Origin of the sequence: Nonomuraea sp. GTA35 (assembly GCF_041950525.1) — a bacterium.
Classification (GTDB): domain Bacteria; phylum Actinomycetota; class Actinomycetes; order Streptosporangiales; family Streptosporangiaceae; genus Nonomuraea.
Map to the genome: position 1 here is coordinate 1 of NZ_JBGNUV010000031.1, position 17,566 is coordinate 17,566.

At 67.9% G+C, this 17,566-nt stretch carries 18 protein-coding genes and 1 pseudogene; 11 read left to right on the top strand and 8 right to left on the bottom strand.

Features of this window, described 5'->3' with window-relative positions:
• The first annotated feature begins 168 nt into the window (after window positions 1–168).
• Together ACBJ32_RS57625 and ACBJ32_RS57630 are read left to right on the top strand one after the other, a co-directional pair.
• Window positions 169–330, top strand: coding sequence for an RHS repeat-associated core domain-containing protein (locus ACBJ32_RS57625; protein WP_375134128.1), 162 nt, complete (start codon window positions 169–171; stop codon window positions 328–330).
• A 155-nt stretch (window positions 331–485) separates the two neighbouring features.
• Window positions 486–1,193, top strand: a complete 708-nt coding sequence (locus tag ACBJ32_RS57630) for a hypothetical protein (RefSeq protein WP_375134091.1) — start codon at window positions 486–488, stop codon at window positions 1,191–1,193.
• Window positions 1,194–2,241: 1,048 nt separating this feature from the next.
• Here the strand turns inward: ACBJ32_RS57630 and ACBJ32_RS57635 are convergent.
• Window positions 2,242–2,511, bottom strand: a complete 270-nt coding sequence (locus ACBJ32_RS57635; RefSeq protein WP_375134092.1) for a hypothetical protein — start codon at window positions 2,509–2,511, stop codon at window positions 2,242–2,244.
• Between the two features lie 592 nt (window positions 2,512–3,103).
• Here ACBJ32_RS57635 and ACBJ32_RS57640 point away from each other — a divergent pair.
• Window positions 3,104–3,370 (top strand): hypothetical protein, encoded by a 267-nt coding sequence (locus ACBJ32_RS57640; RefSeq protein ID WP_375134093.1) that lies wholly within the window; start codon window positions 3,104–3,106, stop codon window positions 3,368–3,370.
• A gap of 177 nt (window positions 3,371–3,547) precedes the next feature.
• On the opposite strand, the gene ACBJ32_RS57645 is transcribed toward ACBJ32_RS57640, so the two are convergent.
• The gene (locus ACBJ32_RS57645; RefSeq protein WP_375134094.1) at window positions 3,548–3,865 is read right to left on the bottom strand and encodes a hypothetical protein; all 318 of its coding nucleotides are present in this window, start codon (window positions 3,863–3,865) and stop codon (window positions 3,548–3,550) included.
• A gap of 510 nt (window positions 3,866–4,375) precedes the next feature.
• On the opposite strand from ACBJ32_RS57645, the gene ACBJ32_RS57650 reads away from it, so the two are divergent.
• From ACBJ32_RS57650 to ACBJ32_RS57660, 3 genes are all read left to right on the top strand, one after another.
• A complete protein-coding gene (locus ACBJ32_RS57650; RefSeq protein WP_375134095.1) occupies window positions 4,376–5,611 on the top strand; it encodes a serine hydrolase domain-containing protein in 1,236 nt (411 codons plus the stop codon).
• Window positions 5,612–5,694: 83 nt separating this feature from the next.
• A complete protein-coding gene (locus ACBJ32_RS57655) occupies window positions 5,695–6,066 on the top strand; it encodes a hypothetical protein (RefSeq protein ID WP_375134096.1) in 372 nt (123 codons plus the stop codon).
• A 967-nt stretch (window positions 6,067–7,033) separates the two neighbouring features.
• Complete coding sequence (locus ACBJ32_RS57660) at window positions 7,034–9,010, top strand: polysaccharide deacetylase family protein (protein WP_375134097.1); 1,977 nt, start codon at window positions 7,034–7,036, stop codon at window positions 9,008–9,010.
• 130 nt (window positions 9,011–9,140) lie between these two features.
• Here ACBJ32_RS57660 and ACBJ32_RS57665 read toward each other — a convergent pair whose 3' ends face one another.
• Window positions 9,141–10,466: a hypothetical protein gene (locus ACBJ32_RS57665; RefSeq protein ID WP_375134098.1), complete on the bottom strand. Its 1,326-nt coding sequence runs from the start codon at window positions 10,464–10,466 to the stop codon at window positions 9,141–9,143.
• 571 nt (window positions 10,467–11,037) lie between these two features.
• Complete coding sequence (locus tag ACBJ32_RS57670) at window positions 11,038–11,838, bottom strand: hypothetical protein (RefSeq protein ID WP_375134129.1); 801 nt, start codon at window positions 11,836–11,838, stop codon at window positions 11,038–11,040.
• 109 nt (window positions 11,839–11,947) lie between these two features.
• Here ACBJ32_RS57670 and ACBJ32_RS57675 point away from each other — a divergent pair, with 109 nt between their 5' ends.
• Complete coding sequence (locus tag ACBJ32_RS57675) at window positions 11,948–12,820, top strand: helix-turn-helix domain-containing protein (protein WP_375134099.1); 873 nt, start codon at window positions 11,948–11,950, stop codon at window positions 12,818–12,820.
• Between the two features lie 173 nt (window positions 12,821–12,993).
• On the opposite strand, the gene ACBJ32_RS57680 is transcribed toward ACBJ32_RS57675, so the two are convergent.
• Entirely contained in the window at window positions 12,994–13,266 is a 273-nt protein-coding gene (locus ACBJ32_RS57680; RefSeq protein ID WP_375134100.1) for a hypothetical protein, read from the bottom strand.
• A gap of 206 nt (window positions 13,267–13,472) precedes the next feature.
• Between ACBJ32_RS57680 and ACBJ32_RS57685 the strand changes: the two genes are divergently transcribed.
• Together ACBJ32_RS57685 and ACBJ32_RS57690 are read left to right on the top strand one after the other, a co-directional pair.
• Window positions 13,473–14,099, top strand: coding sequence for a ClpP family protease (locus ACBJ32_RS57685; protein ID WP_375134101.1), 627 nt, complete (start codon window positions 13,473–13,475; stop codon window positions 14,097–14,099).
• A complete protein-coding gene (locus ACBJ32_RS57690) occupies window positions 14,096–14,686 on the top strand; it encodes a ClpP family protease (protein WP_375134102.1) in 591 nt (196 codons plus the stop codon). The genes ACBJ32_RS57685 and ACBJ32_RS57690 overlap by 4 nt, the downstream gene beginning before the upstream one ends.
• A gap of 27 nt (window positions 14,687–14,713) precedes the next feature.
• On the opposite strand, the gene ACBJ32_RS57695 is transcribed toward ACBJ32_RS57690, so the two are convergent.
• Complete coding sequence (locus ACBJ32_RS57695) at window positions 14,714–15,067, bottom strand: helix-turn-helix transcriptional regulator (protein WP_185101836.1); 354 nt, start codon at window positions 15,065–15,067, stop codon at window positions 14,714–14,716.
• A 779-nt stretch (window positions 15,068–15,846) separates the two neighbouring features.
• Here ACBJ32_RS57695 and ACBJ32_RS57700 point away from each other — a divergent pair.
• The gene (locus tag ACBJ32_RS57700; RefSeq protein ID WP_375134103.1) at window positions 15,847–16,728 is read left to right on the top strand and encodes a TIGR03854 family LLM class F420-dependent oxidoreductase; all 882 of its coding nucleotides are present in this window, start codon (window positions 15,847–15,849) and stop codon (window positions 16,726–16,728) included.
• Between the two features lie 35 nt (window positions 16,729–16,763).
• On the top strand, window positions 16,764–16,952 hold the full coding sequence (locus tag ACBJ32_RS57705) for a hypothetical protein (protein WP_375134130.1): 189 nt from the start codon (window positions 16,764–16,766) through the stop codon (window positions 16,950–16,952).
• 63 nt (window positions 16,953–17,015) lie between these two features.
• Here the strand turns inward: ACBJ32_RS57705 and ACBJ32_RS57710 are convergent.
• Both ACBJ32_RS57710 and ACBJ32_RS57715 read right to left on the bottom strand, forming a co-directional pair.
• A pseudogene (locus ACBJ32_RS57710) lies at window positions 17,016–17,240 on the bottom strand (helix-turn-helix domain-containing protein); the annotation flags it as partial.
• Complete coding sequence (locus ACBJ32_RS57715) at window positions 17,180–17,440, bottom strand: hypothetical protein (protein ID WP_375134131.1); 261 nt, start codon at window positions 17,438–17,440, stop codon at window positions 17,180–17,182. The gene ACBJ32_RS57715 and the pseudogene ACBJ32_RS57710, both read right to left, overlap by 61 nt.
• Window positions 17,441–17,566 lie beyond the last annotated feature (126 nt).

Below are 17,566 nucleotides of genomic sequence, written 5' to 3' on the forward strand. Positions count from 1 at the left end.
GCATCGCCACCCGCTACGACAAGACCCCTGAGAGCTACATCGCCGGCCTCCACCTTCGTGGCGCGATGATTTGGATCAAAGACCTCACACGACCCACCCCTTGATCACAACCCAATACACGCCCTAGCCGTAAACGACACTACCGGCCAAGTCGGCCGGGAGCGCTACCTGCCCTTCGGCCAGCGGCGCGGCGGCGATGACCTGCCCTTCACCGATCGCGGATTCCTGGGCAAGACCGAGGACGGCTCCACCGGCTTGTCCTACCTACAGGCCCGCTACTACGACCCGGCCATCGCCAAGTTCATCAGTGCGGACCCCTGCTGGACCTGACCACACCCGAGTGGGCGAATCCGTACTCCTATGCGGGCAATGACCCCATCGGCCAGTCCGACCCCGACGGGCTGCGCCCCGACTGGTGCGGGGACGGATCGGGCCGCAAGGAATGCGCGACCACGATCCAGCAGAAGTTCGCCCAGCGCCAGCCGTTGACCAAGGCCGAGGTCGCCGAGCACGTCTACAACACCCACTACAGCAATCTCAGCAAGGAGCGTAAGCGCACGGTCTGGATGGCGTGGAAGGCCCAGACCGACCCGGACGCAGTCAACGCCTGGGTGAAGAAGACGCTCGCGGAGCGTAACGAGCAGGCCATGACCATGGTCAGGGACTTCCTCTGGGCGCTTTTTATCGACGACTACCCCGAATGCGCCCGTGGGGACGCCATCGCGTGCGCCGGCATCATTCCATGGGGCAAGGCGATCGGCCTTCCGGCCAAGGTGATCAGGAAGCTCGTCAGCAAGGCTGATGACACGGTGGACTCGGCGCGCAAATCCAGAAAGAATCCGAAGCCGACCGGGGATCACTACCTGCTGGGTCTGAGCGATCAAGGGCTGACCGGACTCGCCAAGAAGCTCGGCCTGAAGCACTTCATGAATCTCAACGCGGAAGAAGCCGCCAAGGCTTTCGAGGAGGCAGTGAAACGCGGCGCGAAGTTCACCTTCAACCTGGATGGCTTCGTACCAAAGGGAAAGACCGTGAAGCAGGCGATCGAGGAGGCCATGGAGGGGGCGGGAGAAATAGGACCCAGGTACGGCAATGTAACCAACTGGGAGCTCTATATACTGCATAAGTACGGGCGACTCGGTGAGGTGACCTTCATCCTCGACGGCAAGAAGGTGAAGAATCCGTTCCGATGAGCCAACGCGATCTGCCTCCTGCTCCCCGTCCCACGGGGAGCAGGAGGCAGCACGGAGGGGAACCATACGTGCAATTTGATATAGCTTACCCGGCGCGCAAATTCCGGCTGTGGAGTTATGTTCCTTCACACTCCAGACTGCTGCTGCGCAGCGGCCGGGAAACTTCCGGCACAACTCGTATAGATATTGCCTTCGGCGACGTCTCGGCCGTGAGTCTGCCCGTATCAATGGATGGCCTTACCATCGAGCAGCCTGATGCGCGATCGACTCGCACCGTGGCCGCACAACTCGGACCTCATGCGGACCTCGACAACTTGCTGATCGTACGCGGGCGCGGCTATCACGGATACGTCCTGGCAAGCCTGGTAGAAACAGACGAAGCTGACCGCCCTCTTTGGGAGCCGGACAAATGGGGAATTAGTTCGTCTGGCTGAAAGCAGCTGCACACCTAGAGCGAGGCCCCAAAGCGCAGACCTGCGGTGTTCCGATCAGATCCTCAGACGGAACCGCACCTGAAGAGCGGGACCGACGTGCGAGGCTCCCGCCGTGAGTATCGCGTTCACCAGGCAAACGCCCGACGAACGATGGACGGTAGGAGGTGCCGGCTGAGACGCCAATACACGCCGAGCAACAACCACATATGGCCCAAAAGGATACCGAACCCCATTCGCCTCGAGCTCTTCCAAACGGGTGCCGCAGATTCGAATCCTGCCGGGGACACTTGCCTAGATCGGCATATCAGGCCACCGACCTGCGGTCTCACAGCCGCGAGCCTTTTGTTTTGCGCCCTTGGCAGGCAGCCGGTGGTGCCCGCATGCAGCCGTAAGACCATGATCAGGAGATGCTCGGGATGATCTTGGCGAGACATTAGGCGGTGCGCCCCGTATGTAACGTGGGTGCACGCGTAGGCGAGTCCGTGGTACGCCACACCCCGGCCTCCCCAGGTAAGCCGTGTCCGCCGCCCTGTGGCGCCAGGCGGGGTGGATGGTCCTGGTCGGCGTAGGGTTGGCGTCCCGCGTGCCGAGGGCACTTCGCGGACTGTCCGACATCAGGGTTGCGCCCGTACGGCGGCGATGACGATCTCACCGCTGACGGCATGGACCGCGACCATGGGCGCCACCACGCTGTCCACAATCACCGTGGCCTGGCCAGCCGATCCGGATGTGTAGCTCACGCCGTCCACCACCGCGGCCTCCACAACGACCACCGGCCCCTCGGAGCCGTTCCTGCGGCCAGGCACGTGGATGAGCTGAACCCGTTCCCCTCGCTGCAGGTCATAGGGCGCCTGGCCCGGCTTGAGCGCCAGCCCCAGCCTCACAGCCCTTCCCGCGACCCCTCTGCCGTCACCACCCACAACCATCGGCCGGGTGAGCAACGTCCCCGCAGCACCGTGACCGTCGCCACGGCCGCCGCTACCTGATCACGCTGCGACCAGGACCAGTACGCAGCTCCGTCATCAGCGATACGCGCCTCCTGCAGCACACCGCGACTCAAGGGCTGCCCGGCGCTTACGCCCGGTGACACGAATGACGGACCTACGCTCCTCGGCGCGCATCACCAGCAGCGCCGTGGCCAGCGCACCACCGAGCACCAGCAGCACGGCGAGCGCGGCAAGCCCCGGACTGCGTTGACGGGGAGCACTGCGGCAGCCCACGGGAAGCGACTCCAGTCAGCACGCCCGCACCTCCAGTCCTCCACGAGAATGGGCCCCTTCGGGGCCCGGGGCTTAGAAAGTACGTGCTGAATCACACCAGCGCAGTGAGCCACCCTCAGGATCGACGTCCGGGCCGTAGCAGAATGCGGCCCGCTCAATGGAGCCGAAGAGCACTGAATCCAGAACGCATCCGCGCTTCGGCCGTGCCTGCAGGAGGATTGTCCGGCCGATCGTCGTCCGGTACTCCACGGCCACCTTGTTCATCATCGAGGCGATCACACAGCGCAACGTCTTTCCGGTCGCTGCTAATCTCCACATCCCGACTCAGCCGTACCCATCGTTCCATGGCTGTCCGGATGCCCACACGGCCCCGGATATCATCAGCGATGCAGTCAGCATTCCCGTTGCTATCACCACCCGGCGTGGCATCACCTCTCCCTTCCGGTCACGAGACCACGTTTTGTCACTATCTGCAATTGGCCACGACCGGAACGTAGCTACAGGTAAAGGCATGATCCGCTGACCAGCGGACACGCTGGTGATGGCCACCGTCAACGCGCTGAGGCTGACGCGAGTCGAGCTCCCACGTCACGATGGAATCGGGAAGCCGCCGTCACGCAGGATGTGGACGAGGTCGGTCACCAGGATCTCGGACGCGTCCGGCTTCAGCTCCCGCCACAATTTGACGAAGGGAGCAGCCTCAGCAGCATCGCATCCATTCAGGAACCCGGCTCACGCAGCCGTCGAGCAACGCTTTACGCAGCGCGCGGCCCGTCCTGGTCAGCTCGACCAACTCGCCGATGACGGTGCGATCGCCTTCCCGGCCTGAACTCCAGTTCAGCCCTCCCGCCACGCCCGCCGCCTGGAACAGGGACAGCAGCATGTGATCGAGCAACCGGTCATCGGCGAGCACCGAAGTCGCGTTGCTCATCCAATGCCGCTCGACGATCCGCAACACCCACCCGGACACGAACGCGTCGTTCTCCGGAGGCACAACGCCCGTTTCGATCACCAGCACCGCAGCCAGATCCCAAGCTCTCAGGCCACGGGTCGCCCCTCGCCGGCCGCCCAGATGCCGGACCTCTGCCCGCCTCCGACATGGTCTTCATCCCGTGGAGGGCGACGCCACGTTCGACTACATCGTGGCCTGGCGCACCGACCGTCTCATGACCATCGCCAGGGTCTCTCCCCACCACGCCACCCCGCCGGCTGGCGGCTGAGCATGAGCCGACCGCCTACCCGGGGGCCAGGATCTCCGGGAGAGCAGGGGCGCGAGCAGCAACCGCCGGTCAGTGGCGATAGCGAGTCGGGATAAACGTCCCGCGTGTAGAGCCGCCCTTTCCGCCGCCTTTGACTGGCCGACTCGGGCGGGCGAGCGGACTCGGACCGCGGCGAAGCCTCCCGGAGACCTCGCGGGGGTGAAGCCAGTGGTGCAACCGCTCGCTACGCCTGCCGGTCCGCTTCGACGAAGACCACGACATCCGTAAGCTATGTGGCTCAGGTATCGGATGCGACTTAAGGGGCATAAGTGACCGGCCTTTCCCGCAGAACCCTCCTCGCGGCGTCGCCGGCGGTGCTGATCGCCGGGCGGCCGGCACAGGCGGCGCCACCCGCCCCTGTGGTACGCACGTCGGGAACCGCGCCGACGCAACTGGCGGGGTACGACAACCTGCTCAAGAAGTTCGTGCTGGATCGCCAGATCAGGGCCGCGCAACTGGCCATCATGAAGAACGGCAAGATCCTGCTCGCGCGCGGCTACACCTACGACGACTACTCCAGGCTGCCCTCCGTCCCGTCGCCGACGTCGTTGTTCCGGATCGCCAGCCTGAGCAAGAACATCACCTCGGCCGCCGTCATGCGCCTGGTGCAGGACGGCAAGCTGAGCCTGTCGGCCAAGGTCACCCAGTTGCTCGGCCTCACCCCGGCCGACGCCCGGATGGAGCAGGTCACCGTGCTCCGCCTCATGCAGCACCTCGGCGGCTGGGACCGCGACGTCTCCAAGGACCAGCTCTGGCTGGACCACACCATCTCGGCCGCGCTCGACGTACCGCTGCCGATCGGGCACGACGACATCATCCGGTACGCCACCGCCCGCCCGCTCGACCACGCCCCGGGCACCAAGATGGTCTACAGCAACTACGGGTACCTGCTGCTCGGCCGGATCATCGAGAAGGTCTCGGGACAGCCCTACGAGACGTACGTCAAGACCAAGCTGCTCCAGCCGCTCGGCATCACCCGCATGAGGCTCGGCAAGAGCCTCAGGAGCGAGGCCGCGGCCGGCGAGGTCCGCTACGAGTCGCAGTACACGAACAAAACCGTGCTGGACACCTCCGGCACCGTCGTCCCGTACCCCTACGGCGGCTTCAACATGCCCAACCAGGACGCCAACGGCGGCTGGCTGGCCTCCGCCGTGGACCTGGTCCGCTGGACCCTCGCCTTCGACCGGCCGGGCACCGTGCTGAGCTCGTCCTCGATCGCCAAGCTGGTGGCCAAGCCGGAGATCGGCGCCAACGAGTACGGCACCTGGTACGGCGGCGGCTGGTGGTGCCGCCAGGTCACCGGCCACCTCAACACCTGGCACAACGGCTCGATGCCGGGCACGTACACGTACCTGGCGCGGCTGCAGAACGGGTTCAGTTACGCCCTGCTGCTCAACCGGCGCGAGGAGAGCGGGTCGCTCGACTACGACGGGATCGACGACGACATGAACAAGGTGACCGTGTCCTCCTGGCCCACCACCGACCTGACCTCGAAGTACTTCTGAGCTGCGCGATCACTTGTCTCGGTCCTCCCCGGAGAATGTGGGCTGATCATCGTCGGCACCCCACTTGCGAGAGGAAATCGAGAATGAAGAAGGCAGTAAAGGTCCTGGTCGCGACGGCTACGGTCGTCGGCACGCTGTCCGGTGGGACCGCCCAGGCCGCCGCCCTCGACGGCGCGAGCCAGGCCAAGGCGCAATCCCCATACCGCACCAGTCTCGCGTGCAAGGCGCCCAAGAAGGCGAAGAGCAATTACTCGTGGGGGGACGGGCGGAGCAGCGTCACGGTCTATTTCAACAACCATTGCGAGCACAAGGTGCATGCGAGATTGCACATCAAGAACTCGATCGGCGGAAACTTCACGAAGTGCCTGGTGACCAATGGCGGCACCAAGGGCAAGAAGAAGTTCCACATCGGACTCGCGAGCACCCTGACAAGGATCACGCTCGGCTGCGGCTGAGAGTGAGAGTCTGACGGCGGGTCGGCCACGTAGGAGGTTGACGACTACCGGCTGACCTCGTCTGACGCGGTGGCGACACAGTCCCGCACGAGGCGTCTCCACGGGTGTTGACGTGCAGGTGCAGGCGCCGATGCAGGTGGACGTGGTTGCGCATGATCCAGGGCGGGGAGGCAGGGCGCCACCTGGCGCACGTCGAGTCCGGGCGGATCGGCGCAGGCGGTCAGCTCGTCTCCGGCGACTTCACCGTGGCACGGCGACAGCGAAAAGAAGCCCTGGACACAGGGAAGACCCCGCTCCAGCCGTGGCTGGGCATCTCATCATGTGTCGCGATGACGGCCGTTACCTCGGCCACGTGCACGAGAACAGTTCGATGGCGAACGCCGGGGAGCGCGTTCCGGACGAGTCCGTCGCCGGTACGGCCCACGGCTGAGGTTCACCTTCACATTCCCCCGGCAGGGCGGGCGTGAGCGAGCGCTGCCGGCCAGGGAGCTGCACGACATCCTCGGCCACTCGGTGACCACGATGATGGTCGACGCCGAGGCCGGCGCGGGCACCCGGGACGACATTATTCGGGCGGCGCGGTATTCGGCCTGTTCCCCTGGGGGCCGTCCCGCTGGAGCACGCCTCGCCGCTGCCGGTGATCTGGTCGTCCTGAAGGGAGTTCTCCAGGAGGACCTCAAAGAATCGGACGCCTGGCGGGCGCAGGTAACTTTCACGGACGAGGCGCGAGGAGCGACCGTTCGCAGCGCGCCGACGACCGTTCGCCGCACTCCTGCCCGTCTGCGGCCGTACGTGCGGCCCGGCACTTTAACGTCCCCATCGCCAACGCCCCATTGCCGCGATCCGGTGGGCACCGGGCCGGGCGGCAGGCGTTCCCCTTCGTTCGTCTCGGTCGGCAAAGGAGTGGACAGTGCACGTCTTATGGTGGTGGAGATTACGGAGCGCGGCCATCGTCCCGGTGGCTCTCGTGGCTGCCCTCGCTGCGGCGAGCCTGGCCGCGCCGCAGGCGCGGGCGTCGGCGGGCACCAGCGCCCCCGGCCGCGCCTGCTCCGGCTACGTGGGGCTGACCTTCGACGACGGGCCCACCCCCGGCAACACCCCCGCCCTGCTCTCCGCCCTCAGAAACGCCGGGCTGCGCGCCACCATGTTCAACGTCGGCCAGAACGTGGAGGCGTACCCGGACCTGACGAGAGAGCAGGTCGCGGCCGGCATGTGGATCGGCGACCACAGCTGGGACCACCCCCACATGACGCAGCTCACCGCCGAGCAGCAGGACGCGCAGATCTCCCGGACTCAGGACGTCATCGCGCGGGTCACCGGCGCCACGCCCCGCCTGTTCCGCCCGCCCTACCTGGAGACCGACGACGGGCTGCGCGCGGTGGAGCTCCGGCACGGCCTCACCGAGATCAACGCCGACGTGGACTCCCAGGACTGGAACAACGCCACCGCCGACCAGATCGCGGCGAAGGCCGGACAGCTGCGGTCCGGCGACGTGATCCTCATGCACGACTGGCCCGCGAACACCGTCCAGGCCATCCCGCGAATCGCCGCTGACCTGCGCGAACGCGGCCTGTGCGCCGGGAGGATCTCGCCGGTCACCGGCCGGGCGGTCGCCCCCGGCAACACGTGCGCCGCCGCGTACCGGACGATCGCCGCCCGCGACGGCGCCTTCCGCGGCGAGGTCGTCGTGACCAACACCGGCACCACCCCGCTCGACGGCTGGCGCGTCACGCTGACCCTGCCCGCCGGGGTACGGATCAGCGCCCTGTGGAACGGCGTCGCCACCGGCGCCACGGGGACGGTGACCGTCACCGGTACCCACCACAACAGCGCCGTCGGGCCCGGCAGGTCCACCGCGTTCGGTCTCACCGGCACCGGGGACGGAACCGTCGCGGGCGCCACGTGCGCCGACCCGTCCGGCGACACCCTGGCCCGCGCCCGTACCGCCGGCCGGGTCGAGAACCTGGGCGACAGCGTGCGCTACACCTGGCCGGGCATCACCTTCGAGGGCCGCTTCCAGGGCACCGGGGTCGGGATCGAGCTGAACGACACCGCCAACGACTACGACGTCCAGATCGACGGTGCCGCCCCGGTCACGCTGCGGACACCCGGCAGGACCACGCACTGGGTGACCGGCCTCGGCGGCGGCGTGCACACCGTACGCCTCGTCAAGCGGACCGAGAGCCCGTGGACGCCCGGCGAGTTCGGCGGGTTCGTCGCCGCGCCCGGGGGCCGCGTCCTCGCCCCGCCCGCCGCCCGCACCCGGCAGATCGAGTTCATCGGCGACTCCTGGACCGCCGGCTACGGCAACATGTCGACCAGCCGCGACTGCTCGGCGAGCGGCGGGATCAACCCCAACTCCAACGCCGACCAGACCTTCGGCGCCCTCACCGCCCGCGCGCTGAACGCCGACCACCAGCTCACGGCCTGGTCCGGGATGGGCATGGTACGCAACTACAACGGCAGCAGCCCCGGCACCGACTTCCGCACGTACTACGACCGCACCCTCCAGGCGGCCGGCACCGCGGCCTGGCAGCCGCCCAAGACCTGGAGGCCGCAGGTCGTCGTGGTCGGCCTCGGCATCAACGACTTCTCCACCCCGCTCAACCCCGGCGAGCAGTGGGCCGACACCGCCGCGCTCGCCGCCGACTTCCGGGCCGCCTACCTGGATTTCCTGGCCAAGCTCCGCCTCCGGTACGGCCCCGGCACGTCCATCGTGCTGACCTACCCGACGATGTCCGGCACCCCGCTGGCGGACAGCGTCGAGCAGGTCGTCCGGGAGCGCAACAGCCAGGGCGACAGGCGGGTGTCGGCGCTCCACTACGACAACGACGCCCTCGGGTTCGACCTGCTCGGCTGCGACTGGCACCCGTCGCTGCACGACCACCGGCTTCTGGCAGGCGCGCTCGGCCGCTTCATCGGGACGCTGCCCGTGCGGTGGTGACGGTCCGGCCGTCCTGGTGGCGTTCCAGGACGGCCGCAACCCGCCCCAAGAGCCGTCGTCGGCCGCGTTGATCACGTGAACCGGGCGGGGAGCGAGGGCAGGCCGAGCCCGAACGGCAAGAGGAAGATCCTCACGACGGCAGGGCTGCTGGTCGCCGATGGCGGATGTCGCGGCGAAGGCGGCGTCTGAAACCCGCCAGCATGGTCGCCGTCGGTCGGGCGAGAGTCCGCGTGATGTACGGTGCGGTGCTCGATGCCGAGGGGTCTCGGATCGAGGTCGGGGAGGCGTCGGTGATCTGCGAGAACGCAGGTTGGGCGGGTCCGCGGTCGCCGGCGATCAGCCGGTGCTCGTCGGCGACCACGTCTTCGTGGGACCGCACGCCACGCTGCTGGGCTGCGAGGTCGGCAGGTGCAGCCATGTGGCGACCGCCGCGACCGTCCTGCTGCTGCTTCAGGAACAGCAGCGGGGCGCCGGCGTGACACCCGGCCTTCCAGGTCACGGGGTCGGCTCCCTCGGTGGTGGAGGAGAAGGTGACGGTGACGGGCTTGTCGCCCTGGTCGACGAGGTAAACGCCGCACTGCTGGACGCTCTTGCCCGGCTGCACCATGCCGTAGGGCACGGCGGATCGGCAGCCCTTGGGGCCGTTGCTGCCGATCGCGATGAGGGTGAGCTTGCGCAGGGTCTGTCCGCTCTCGGTACGCAGGGAGACCGCCTCGTCCATGCCCGGGTACAGCTTGGACGTGCCGTTGTTGCGGTACGAGAGCGTGACGAAGTACACCGTGGCGGCCTTCTGCCTGGCGTTCAGCTTGTAGTCGGCGAGCGCTCCGGCGCCGGCCTTGCGCACGCTCTTCAGCGTGACGGTCAGCGGCACGTCCTTGTCATTCGTGTCCTTCCACGTCACCTTGGCCGGCTTGCCCGCGGCCAGCACGCCGCCGCCGACCTCGCCGCCCTCCACCTTCCACGTCCTGGTGACGGACTCGTCACTGTAGGAGACGGTGGCGGGCTTGGCGTCCTCGGGCAGCATCACGACCCGGCACTCGGTCGCCGCCTGGCCGGCCGTCAAGGTTTTCGGAGCCCTCGTACCGACGCACGTCTCCAGCGGGCCGGTGCCGGGCGAGGCCAGGGGGTTGCCGCTGAAGAACGAGACGGCCTTGCCCGCGGTGCCGTCGGCGAGCGCCACGCGGAAGTTCCTGACGGCCATGGCGGGCTCGACCGTACCGGTACCGGCGTTGGCGATCGACACGGTGAGATAGTGCGGCACCATCCCGCGCATGTCGTCGTCGAGCCGCACCCCGTCGAGGTCGTCCACCGAACCCCGTGTGAGCAGGGTCGGGTTGAGCGTCAGCTGGTGCACCTTCTCGTCGCGGCCGGTGTAGCTCACCCGCCGCGGTGCGGTGTCGAGCGTCAGCGGCGTACCGGGGGACGCGGGCTTGTCCGCCGCCTTCGCCGTCTCCACCGCCTCCGGCTTCTCGCCGCCGGCACTCTCGCTGGTGCCGGCGCCTCCACAACCGGCCAGGAGCAGTGCGAGAACACCCGCCCCAGCGATGGTGCTGATCCGTCGGCTGACGCGCTGCACTACAAACCCCCGTCGTTCCTGACTCTCGTTGCAAAGGACCACCCTAGAGGTGACGCGCACCGCTCCTCCGACTGGTGCGGACACACGCCCGTGCTTGCTGAGCGTCCGCCGATGCCGGGCCGACGCCGCGGTTCGAGCCGCCACGCTCGGCGGCCAATCCGCTGCATCGGCGATGCTGTAACCAACGTCCGTGGTCAGTACAACCAGGCGCGCGGCTTCGGGGCCGGGGTGCCGGCCGTGGCTCCGGGCGGCGAAGCCGGCTCGGCGCCTGCGGCAGCGCAACCCGGACAGCTCAGCCGAGCGCCGACGGACTGGATCCGGCCGCCGGTCGGTCGGCCGGGCCGGCCGGTCGCCAGGGCTCAGGCCCCGGCGACCGGACCATCGTCCTCCTGCTGCCCTCCCGGGATCGCTCTCCCGTCCCGGCGTCAGCCGGGCCTCCGCCCCCCGGTGGTCAGCTGATCCAGACCGAGGCGTACACGCCGTCCTCGACGTTCACCTGCACCGGGCGCAGGCCGCGCGCCACCAGGCTGTCGAACCTGCGCTGGTAGGCGGAGGCGGAGGTGTCGATGTAGTGGTACCAGGGCTGGACACCGTCCTTGCGGTACACCGCGGCGAACCGCGTCCCTCCCGGGCCCACCGCGACGGCCGTCGGGCGGTATCCCTCGGCGGTGCGCTCGTTGAAGAACTTCTTGTGCCCGGCGGCCGACTTTCCGTACGAGTAGTACCATCCGCCTCCCTCGCTCTGCCGCCAGACCGCGACGTACCGGGGATCCGACGGCGTGCCGTACACATCAATCGAGACCGGTACGTACCCGTCCGCGTGGGCCTTCCGGTTGTGAGCGGCGAACTCAGCCCCGGTGAGCCCCATGCGGGAGAAGAACCGTTCGGAGCGCTTCTCCCACAGCGCGGCGAACGTCGCACGGCCGGCCGGACCCGTCGCGGACACCGATATCGGCTGATATCCCTGTGCGAGGTACTCGTCGAACCGCGTCTTGAACCCCGCTTCCGACAACCCGCTCCGAGAGATCCAGGCTGTGCCCCCGCCCTTGACCCAGACAGCCGCATACCTCGGTCCTTTCGAGACGCTCACCGTGATCGGCCGGTAACCCCGGCCGCGCAGGCTCTCGAACTGGGCCTGGTGCGTGCTTGGGCTCGCGCCGGAGTACGCGCGGAAGGCCACCCCCGTCGCGGCGTGCGCCGGCGCCGCGACGCCGCACCATCCCATGGCGACCGCGACCGCCGCCGCGAACATCGTCCTCACTCATGCCTCCTCAGACGGCCGACTTGTTCAGCACGGCTCATCCTTGTCACGCTTTGATTGATCACCACCGATCAGTCGTCTGATCAACGAGGCAGGGCGAATGGGCAGGCCAGAACGGAAACTCGATCCCGAGGGCGGGTTGATCGAACGCTTCGCGCACGACTTGCGCCAGTTGCGCGTCGCGGCGGGACAACCGACGTACCGGATCATGGGCTCGCGGGTCGGCTGCTCGCCGAGCAAGCTCTCAGAAGCCGCGAAGGGGCTCCGGCTGCCCAGCCTGTCGGCGGCCCTCGATTACGTACGCGCCTGCGGCGTGACGGACACCGCCGAGTGGGAGCGGCGCTGGCACGAGATCAACGACCAGGTCAAGCAGCATGCCCAGGCCGCCGGCGAACCCGCGCGCATCGAGCCGGACGCGGTGGACGCGACGGATGGGGTGGACGGGGCGGACGCGACCGACGCGACGGACGAAGTCCGTGGCCGGGAGCGCCGGCCACGCGTTCTCTGGAAGGTCGCGGCGGTCGCCGGTACGGCGCTGACGCTCCTCGCGGCCCACGCGGCGTTCATCTGGGCCTCGGGCGACGCCGTGCCGGACGCACCCACGCGGTGCCGTTCGCCGCACGCGACGGCGCGCGTGCCGATATCGATGCAACCGTGTGTCGCGGTGACCGACGGCGCCGTGGTCGCGTCCCTCGACCTGCGCGCGGTCCGAGCGGTCGACGGCGCGGTCGCCTATGTCTGGCTGCACAACGTCAAATCCCGCGCGCCGCTGGCGAAAACCCTCCGTACGTGCGAGTTCGGTGCGCTGGCAGCAGGGCAGGCGCGCGCATGCGGACCGTTCTCGCACGAAGTGCCGCCCGGCCGCTACACCACCGCGGTCGCGGTGGAGCTCGGCCCGCGCCAGAGCGAACCGCCGCTGTGGCGCCGCGGCGCCACAGGAACGCAGAGCCAACAGATCGACACCGCGCCCTGAACCGCCGATGAGCGCCGTCACGTCCTTCTCACAGCAGTTCCGGAAGGAGCTGATCGCCCGCTTCCCCGCTAGGTTCACCGCGTTGAAGCGGGCGCGGAAGCGGCTGCTGCGCAACCAACGTGTATCAACCAGCGGACTTCCTGCTCCACGAAGGCTGTACGTCGTCAGATGTCTCAGCGGCTCCCGGCGGCCAGCAGCAGGTTGGCGTTGACCCGGGCGAGGCCGGAGGTGTTCCTGCCGCCTTCGGTGTACCCGGCCTTGCGCTTCCATCGCCGCCCGTCGTAGTGCAACAGCGTGACCTCGGATGTCACGTCCTGCTCGTAGCCCACTGCCCACACGTCGTCCTCACCGACGGCGGCGACGCCGTACAGCGAGCCCTTCCACTTGGGCGGGTTGACCTGCGTCCAAAAGCTGCCGTTCCAGTGCAGGCCCCAGACGATCCACAAGTTCGGCTCGACAAGTGGAGCCGAACGAAACCGTCCTGGCCATGCATACCCCTACGAATATCGAACCCGGCCCGGCAGCCGGACCGCGCTCCCCGAACCGGCCGGTAATCGCGCTGTCCCTGCTCAGGAGCTCTCGCTGCTCAGAGCAGATCTGCCCCAGGCAGATCGTGTCGACGCCGGTCCGGATCGCCTCACAAGATGGACGCATGAGCGAAGAATCGAAACTTCCGCTGTTCAACCCACGAATCAGACGCGAACTCTATGAGCAGCGTGTTCTCGTTCTCGACGGCCCTCTCGACGACGACAATGGGACACTGCTGGCCACCCAGCTGATGGCACTCGCCACGCAGGATGCGTCGTCCGATATCGCCTTGTGGATTCATTCCCCAGGTGGCTCGGTCCCGTCGATGCTTGCGATCCGCGACATCATGCGCCTCATTCCCTGTGACGTATCGACCCTCGTCCTGGGTATCGCTTACAGCGCCGGGCAGTTCTTGCTGTCGTCGGGGGCCCGCGGGAAGCGCCGCGCTCTACCGCACTCACGCGTCCTGATGCACCAAGGCTCGGCGGGAATCGGTGGCACCGCGGTCGACATCGAACTGCAGGCCGGCGACCTTCGGCATACGCGCGACACGGTGCTCGGTCTGATTGCCGAGGACACAGGTCAGCCTGTCGAGCGCATATTCGAGGATTCTCTGCACGATCGTTGGTACACGGCACAGGAAGCGCTGGACTACGGCTTCATCGACGCCATCGTGCAGAACTTCGACGAAATCGCGCCACAAAACCGCCCACGGCTCGGATTCGGCGTCACCCAAGGAGTCGGCCAGTGACCACATATACGATCCCGAACGTCATCGCCTCGAACCCTCGTGGCGAGCGGATCATGGATGTCTACTCGCACCTGCTCACCGAGCGGATCGTCTACCTGGGCACGGCAATCGACGCGGGCGTCGCGAATGCGCTCATCGCGCAGCTGATTTTTCTGGACTCAGACAACCCCGAGGCGGAGATCCAGTTCTATATCAACTGCGAAGGCGGAGACCCGAGCGCGATGCTCGCGATCTACGACACCATGCGCCATATCCGCCCGCGGGTTTCGACGACCTGTGTGGGACAGGCCGTCGCGGTGGGTGCCGTACTTCTCGCCGCGGGCGCCGAAGGCAAACGTGCCGCTCTCCCACACGCGCGGATCATCCTGCACCAGCCGGCAGCCCAGGGGCGCGGAACGATCCCCGATCTCATCTTGCAGGCCGACGAGGTCGTACGTGTCCGGGCGGACATCGAGCGCATACTTTCACGGCACACCGGCCAGACGGTCGAGACCCTGCGCGCCGACACCGATCACGATCGCGTGTTCACCGCTACCGCGGCCTTGGAGTACGGGCTCCTCGATCAGATCATCGAGGAGCGTTCATAGGCCCGTGGACAACCCCGGCAAGCCGCGCTACGCGGCCAGAGCATACGCCGCCGAGCAGGTGGCACCTCTCGACGCGCCCTGCTGAGCAGGCCGCAAACTCTCGGCAACGGCAAGGGTCAGATCGACCAGGGTCACATCCAGCGCCCCGGCGACCGCGGCGATCATTTCGCTCGACGGCTCCTTGACGCCTCGTTCGATCTCGGAGAGATATTGCGGCGAGACTCCGGCGCGGCTTGCCGTCTCGCTCAACTTCTCGCCCCGCTCATGGCGAAGCCCTCTCAAGCGCTCACCGAGCACCTGCCGCCACAGCGGCTCGCGGGCCGGAGACGGCTCGGGGGCAGTCCGATTGATCGCTGGACGCGACGGCATGGATGAGGCCATACCTCACCATAGGTCGATGGCGCGTTCGAGTTCTGCCGGCTTCGCGCAGAGCAGAACCGTCTCCGCCTCCCCTTGCCCAGCCGGAGGCCATTCGCGCGCTCACCGAGCGGTCGTCGCGGCGGCGACCACTCGGTGAAGCCGAAGACCAGTTACGTGAGCACCGCTTGCGCAGGTGGTGTTCCTTCATGATGAGGATCCGGTCGAGTCCTGCCGGAGCTGAGCCGCCGAACGCAGCGAACCCAGATCAAACCCTGTGACCCACTATTCGGCTCGCCGGTGTGGCGGCTGCGGCACGGGCTGTTCCAAGGGATCGGCACACCCGGCGAGGTGTACGACGCGGCCCCGTACCTGGTGCCGTACCTGCTGGAGGTCGCGAGGATCGCGCGAGCCCCACCGCGGGCTGGTCGTGGACCTGATGACCGGCATCGCGTCGGCTCAGCCGCATCGTGACGTGTTCCGGGATCCTGCCTCCGGACCCGAGCCCGACCACGCGGCACCCGCGCGGGCGGCCATGACCGCCGACGTCGACGCGACACAAGCTGCCCGCTCAAATCCAAGTCGTCGCTGGTTTCGCGTGTCACCCCGGGCACCGTCCACGTGGGCAAACCACGCGGACAACTCCGGAACGGACGCCACCTTCAGAGCGCCGCCTCGGCTCTGATGTGATCGGCTGGAGCAGCGCCGAATCTGGGAGAAGCGCACCGACCGCCTTGGACCAGCCGCCACCGGCGGGAAGGAGCGCAAACAGTGGATTTCGGGGCCGGGCCGATAATGGGCCGATGAAGGTACGTATCGGGATAGCGCCGCCACCTGGAGACACCCCCGACCACCTCGCCGGGCTCGCGGAGCGGGCCGAGGCTCTCGGGATCGACTCGCTGTGGCTGTCGGAGATCGTCCACGGGCCGTCCGTCGAGCCCATCGTCGGCATGGCCTACACGCTGGCCGCCACCCGCCGGCTGAAGGTCGGCACGGGGGTGGCGATCCTGCCGGGCCGCCACCCGGTGCGGGTGGCCAAGCAACTCGCATCGCTGGCCGCGCTCGCCCCCAGGCGCGTGCTGCCGGCCTTCGGGCTGACGCCGGCCAGGCCCGCCGAACGGGAGGCGTTCCCTGTTCCGGGGCCACGCGGCGCGGTGTTCGACGAGTCGCTCGAACTGCTCAGATTGCTCCTGCGGCAGGAGAAGGTGACCTTCCGCGGCGAGTTCTTCACGGTGGAGAACGCCGAGGTCGGCCCGCTGCCGGCCAAGCCGCTCGACATCTGGGTCGGCGGCAGCGGGGAGCGCGCCCTGCGCCGCGCCGGCCGGCTCGCCGACGGCTGGCTGGCCAGCTTCCTCACCCCTGACCAGGCCGCCGCCGGCCGTACGGCGATCGCGGCACACGCGGCCGAGGCCGGCCGCGAGATCGAGGCCGACCACTACGGCATCAGCCTCGCGGTGGCCGCGACCGAGATCCCCGCCACCGCGATCAACGCCATCGCCCGGCGCAACCCCGGCGCAGACCCCGCCGAGATCGTCCCCGTCGGCTGGGCCGCCGCCCGCCACCTGATCGGGCGCTTCGTCGAAGCCGGGATCACCAAGTTCGTCGTACGGCCCGCCACGCCCGTGTCCTCGGCCGAGCGCTGGCTCGACGAGTTCGCCGACCACCTCATGCCGCTGCAGAACTGAGCACAACCCTGACCGTCGTGCTCTGAACTAGGGGCTTGCTGCATGATCGCAGCAGCGGCTGCGACCATCGCCCGGTGTCGCTGTCGCTTGTCCACCGGTCGGTGGAGGGCTTGTTCGACCTGCTGACAGTGCTTGTCCACCCAGGTGTGTCCAAAGACGTTGAGGTACTGGTGCTCAGCCACGAGAACAGGCACTCGGCCGTCAACGCGGTGGCCGGCCACTGAACCGCCCCGGCTTTGATGGAGACCTTGGTGTGCCCCGGGTCGGCGTGAACGCAGGATTCGTCGCACGGTCGCCTCACTGACCTGCATGCCGAGGCTGACCAGTTCGCCGTGGACCCGCCGATACCCCCACCTCGGGTTCTCTCGTGCCAGGCGTATAACCAACTCCCGGACCTCCTTGCTCATCGCAGGACGGCCGGCGCGGTGCGGGTAGGTCCACGAGCGTTTGATCAGACGCCGATGCGCGGCCAACAAGGTACCCGGGGTGACCAGCCGATGAGCTCGGGGCACCTCGGCAGGAAGCGGACCAACGCCGCCAAGAGCGCCCGATCGGCCCAGTCCGGCTTCGGCCGGGCGACCTGGCGCTTCCATGCGGCACCCGCATGCCGGAGCACCATGATCTCGACGTCCTCGAATGCCTGTCCACGCCCCGGCAACACGAGCCAGCCAAACACCCGAATCAAGGTCAGATACAGCAGACGAACAGACACAAGCCCCGATCTTGCCCTACCGCCTTCGGTGGTCAAACCCGCAGATCAAGCACCACGCGAGGAGTCATGAAACGGCACAGGGTCCGCGCTGGCCACTCTCCGCTCCCGGGACTACGCGTGGGCGTT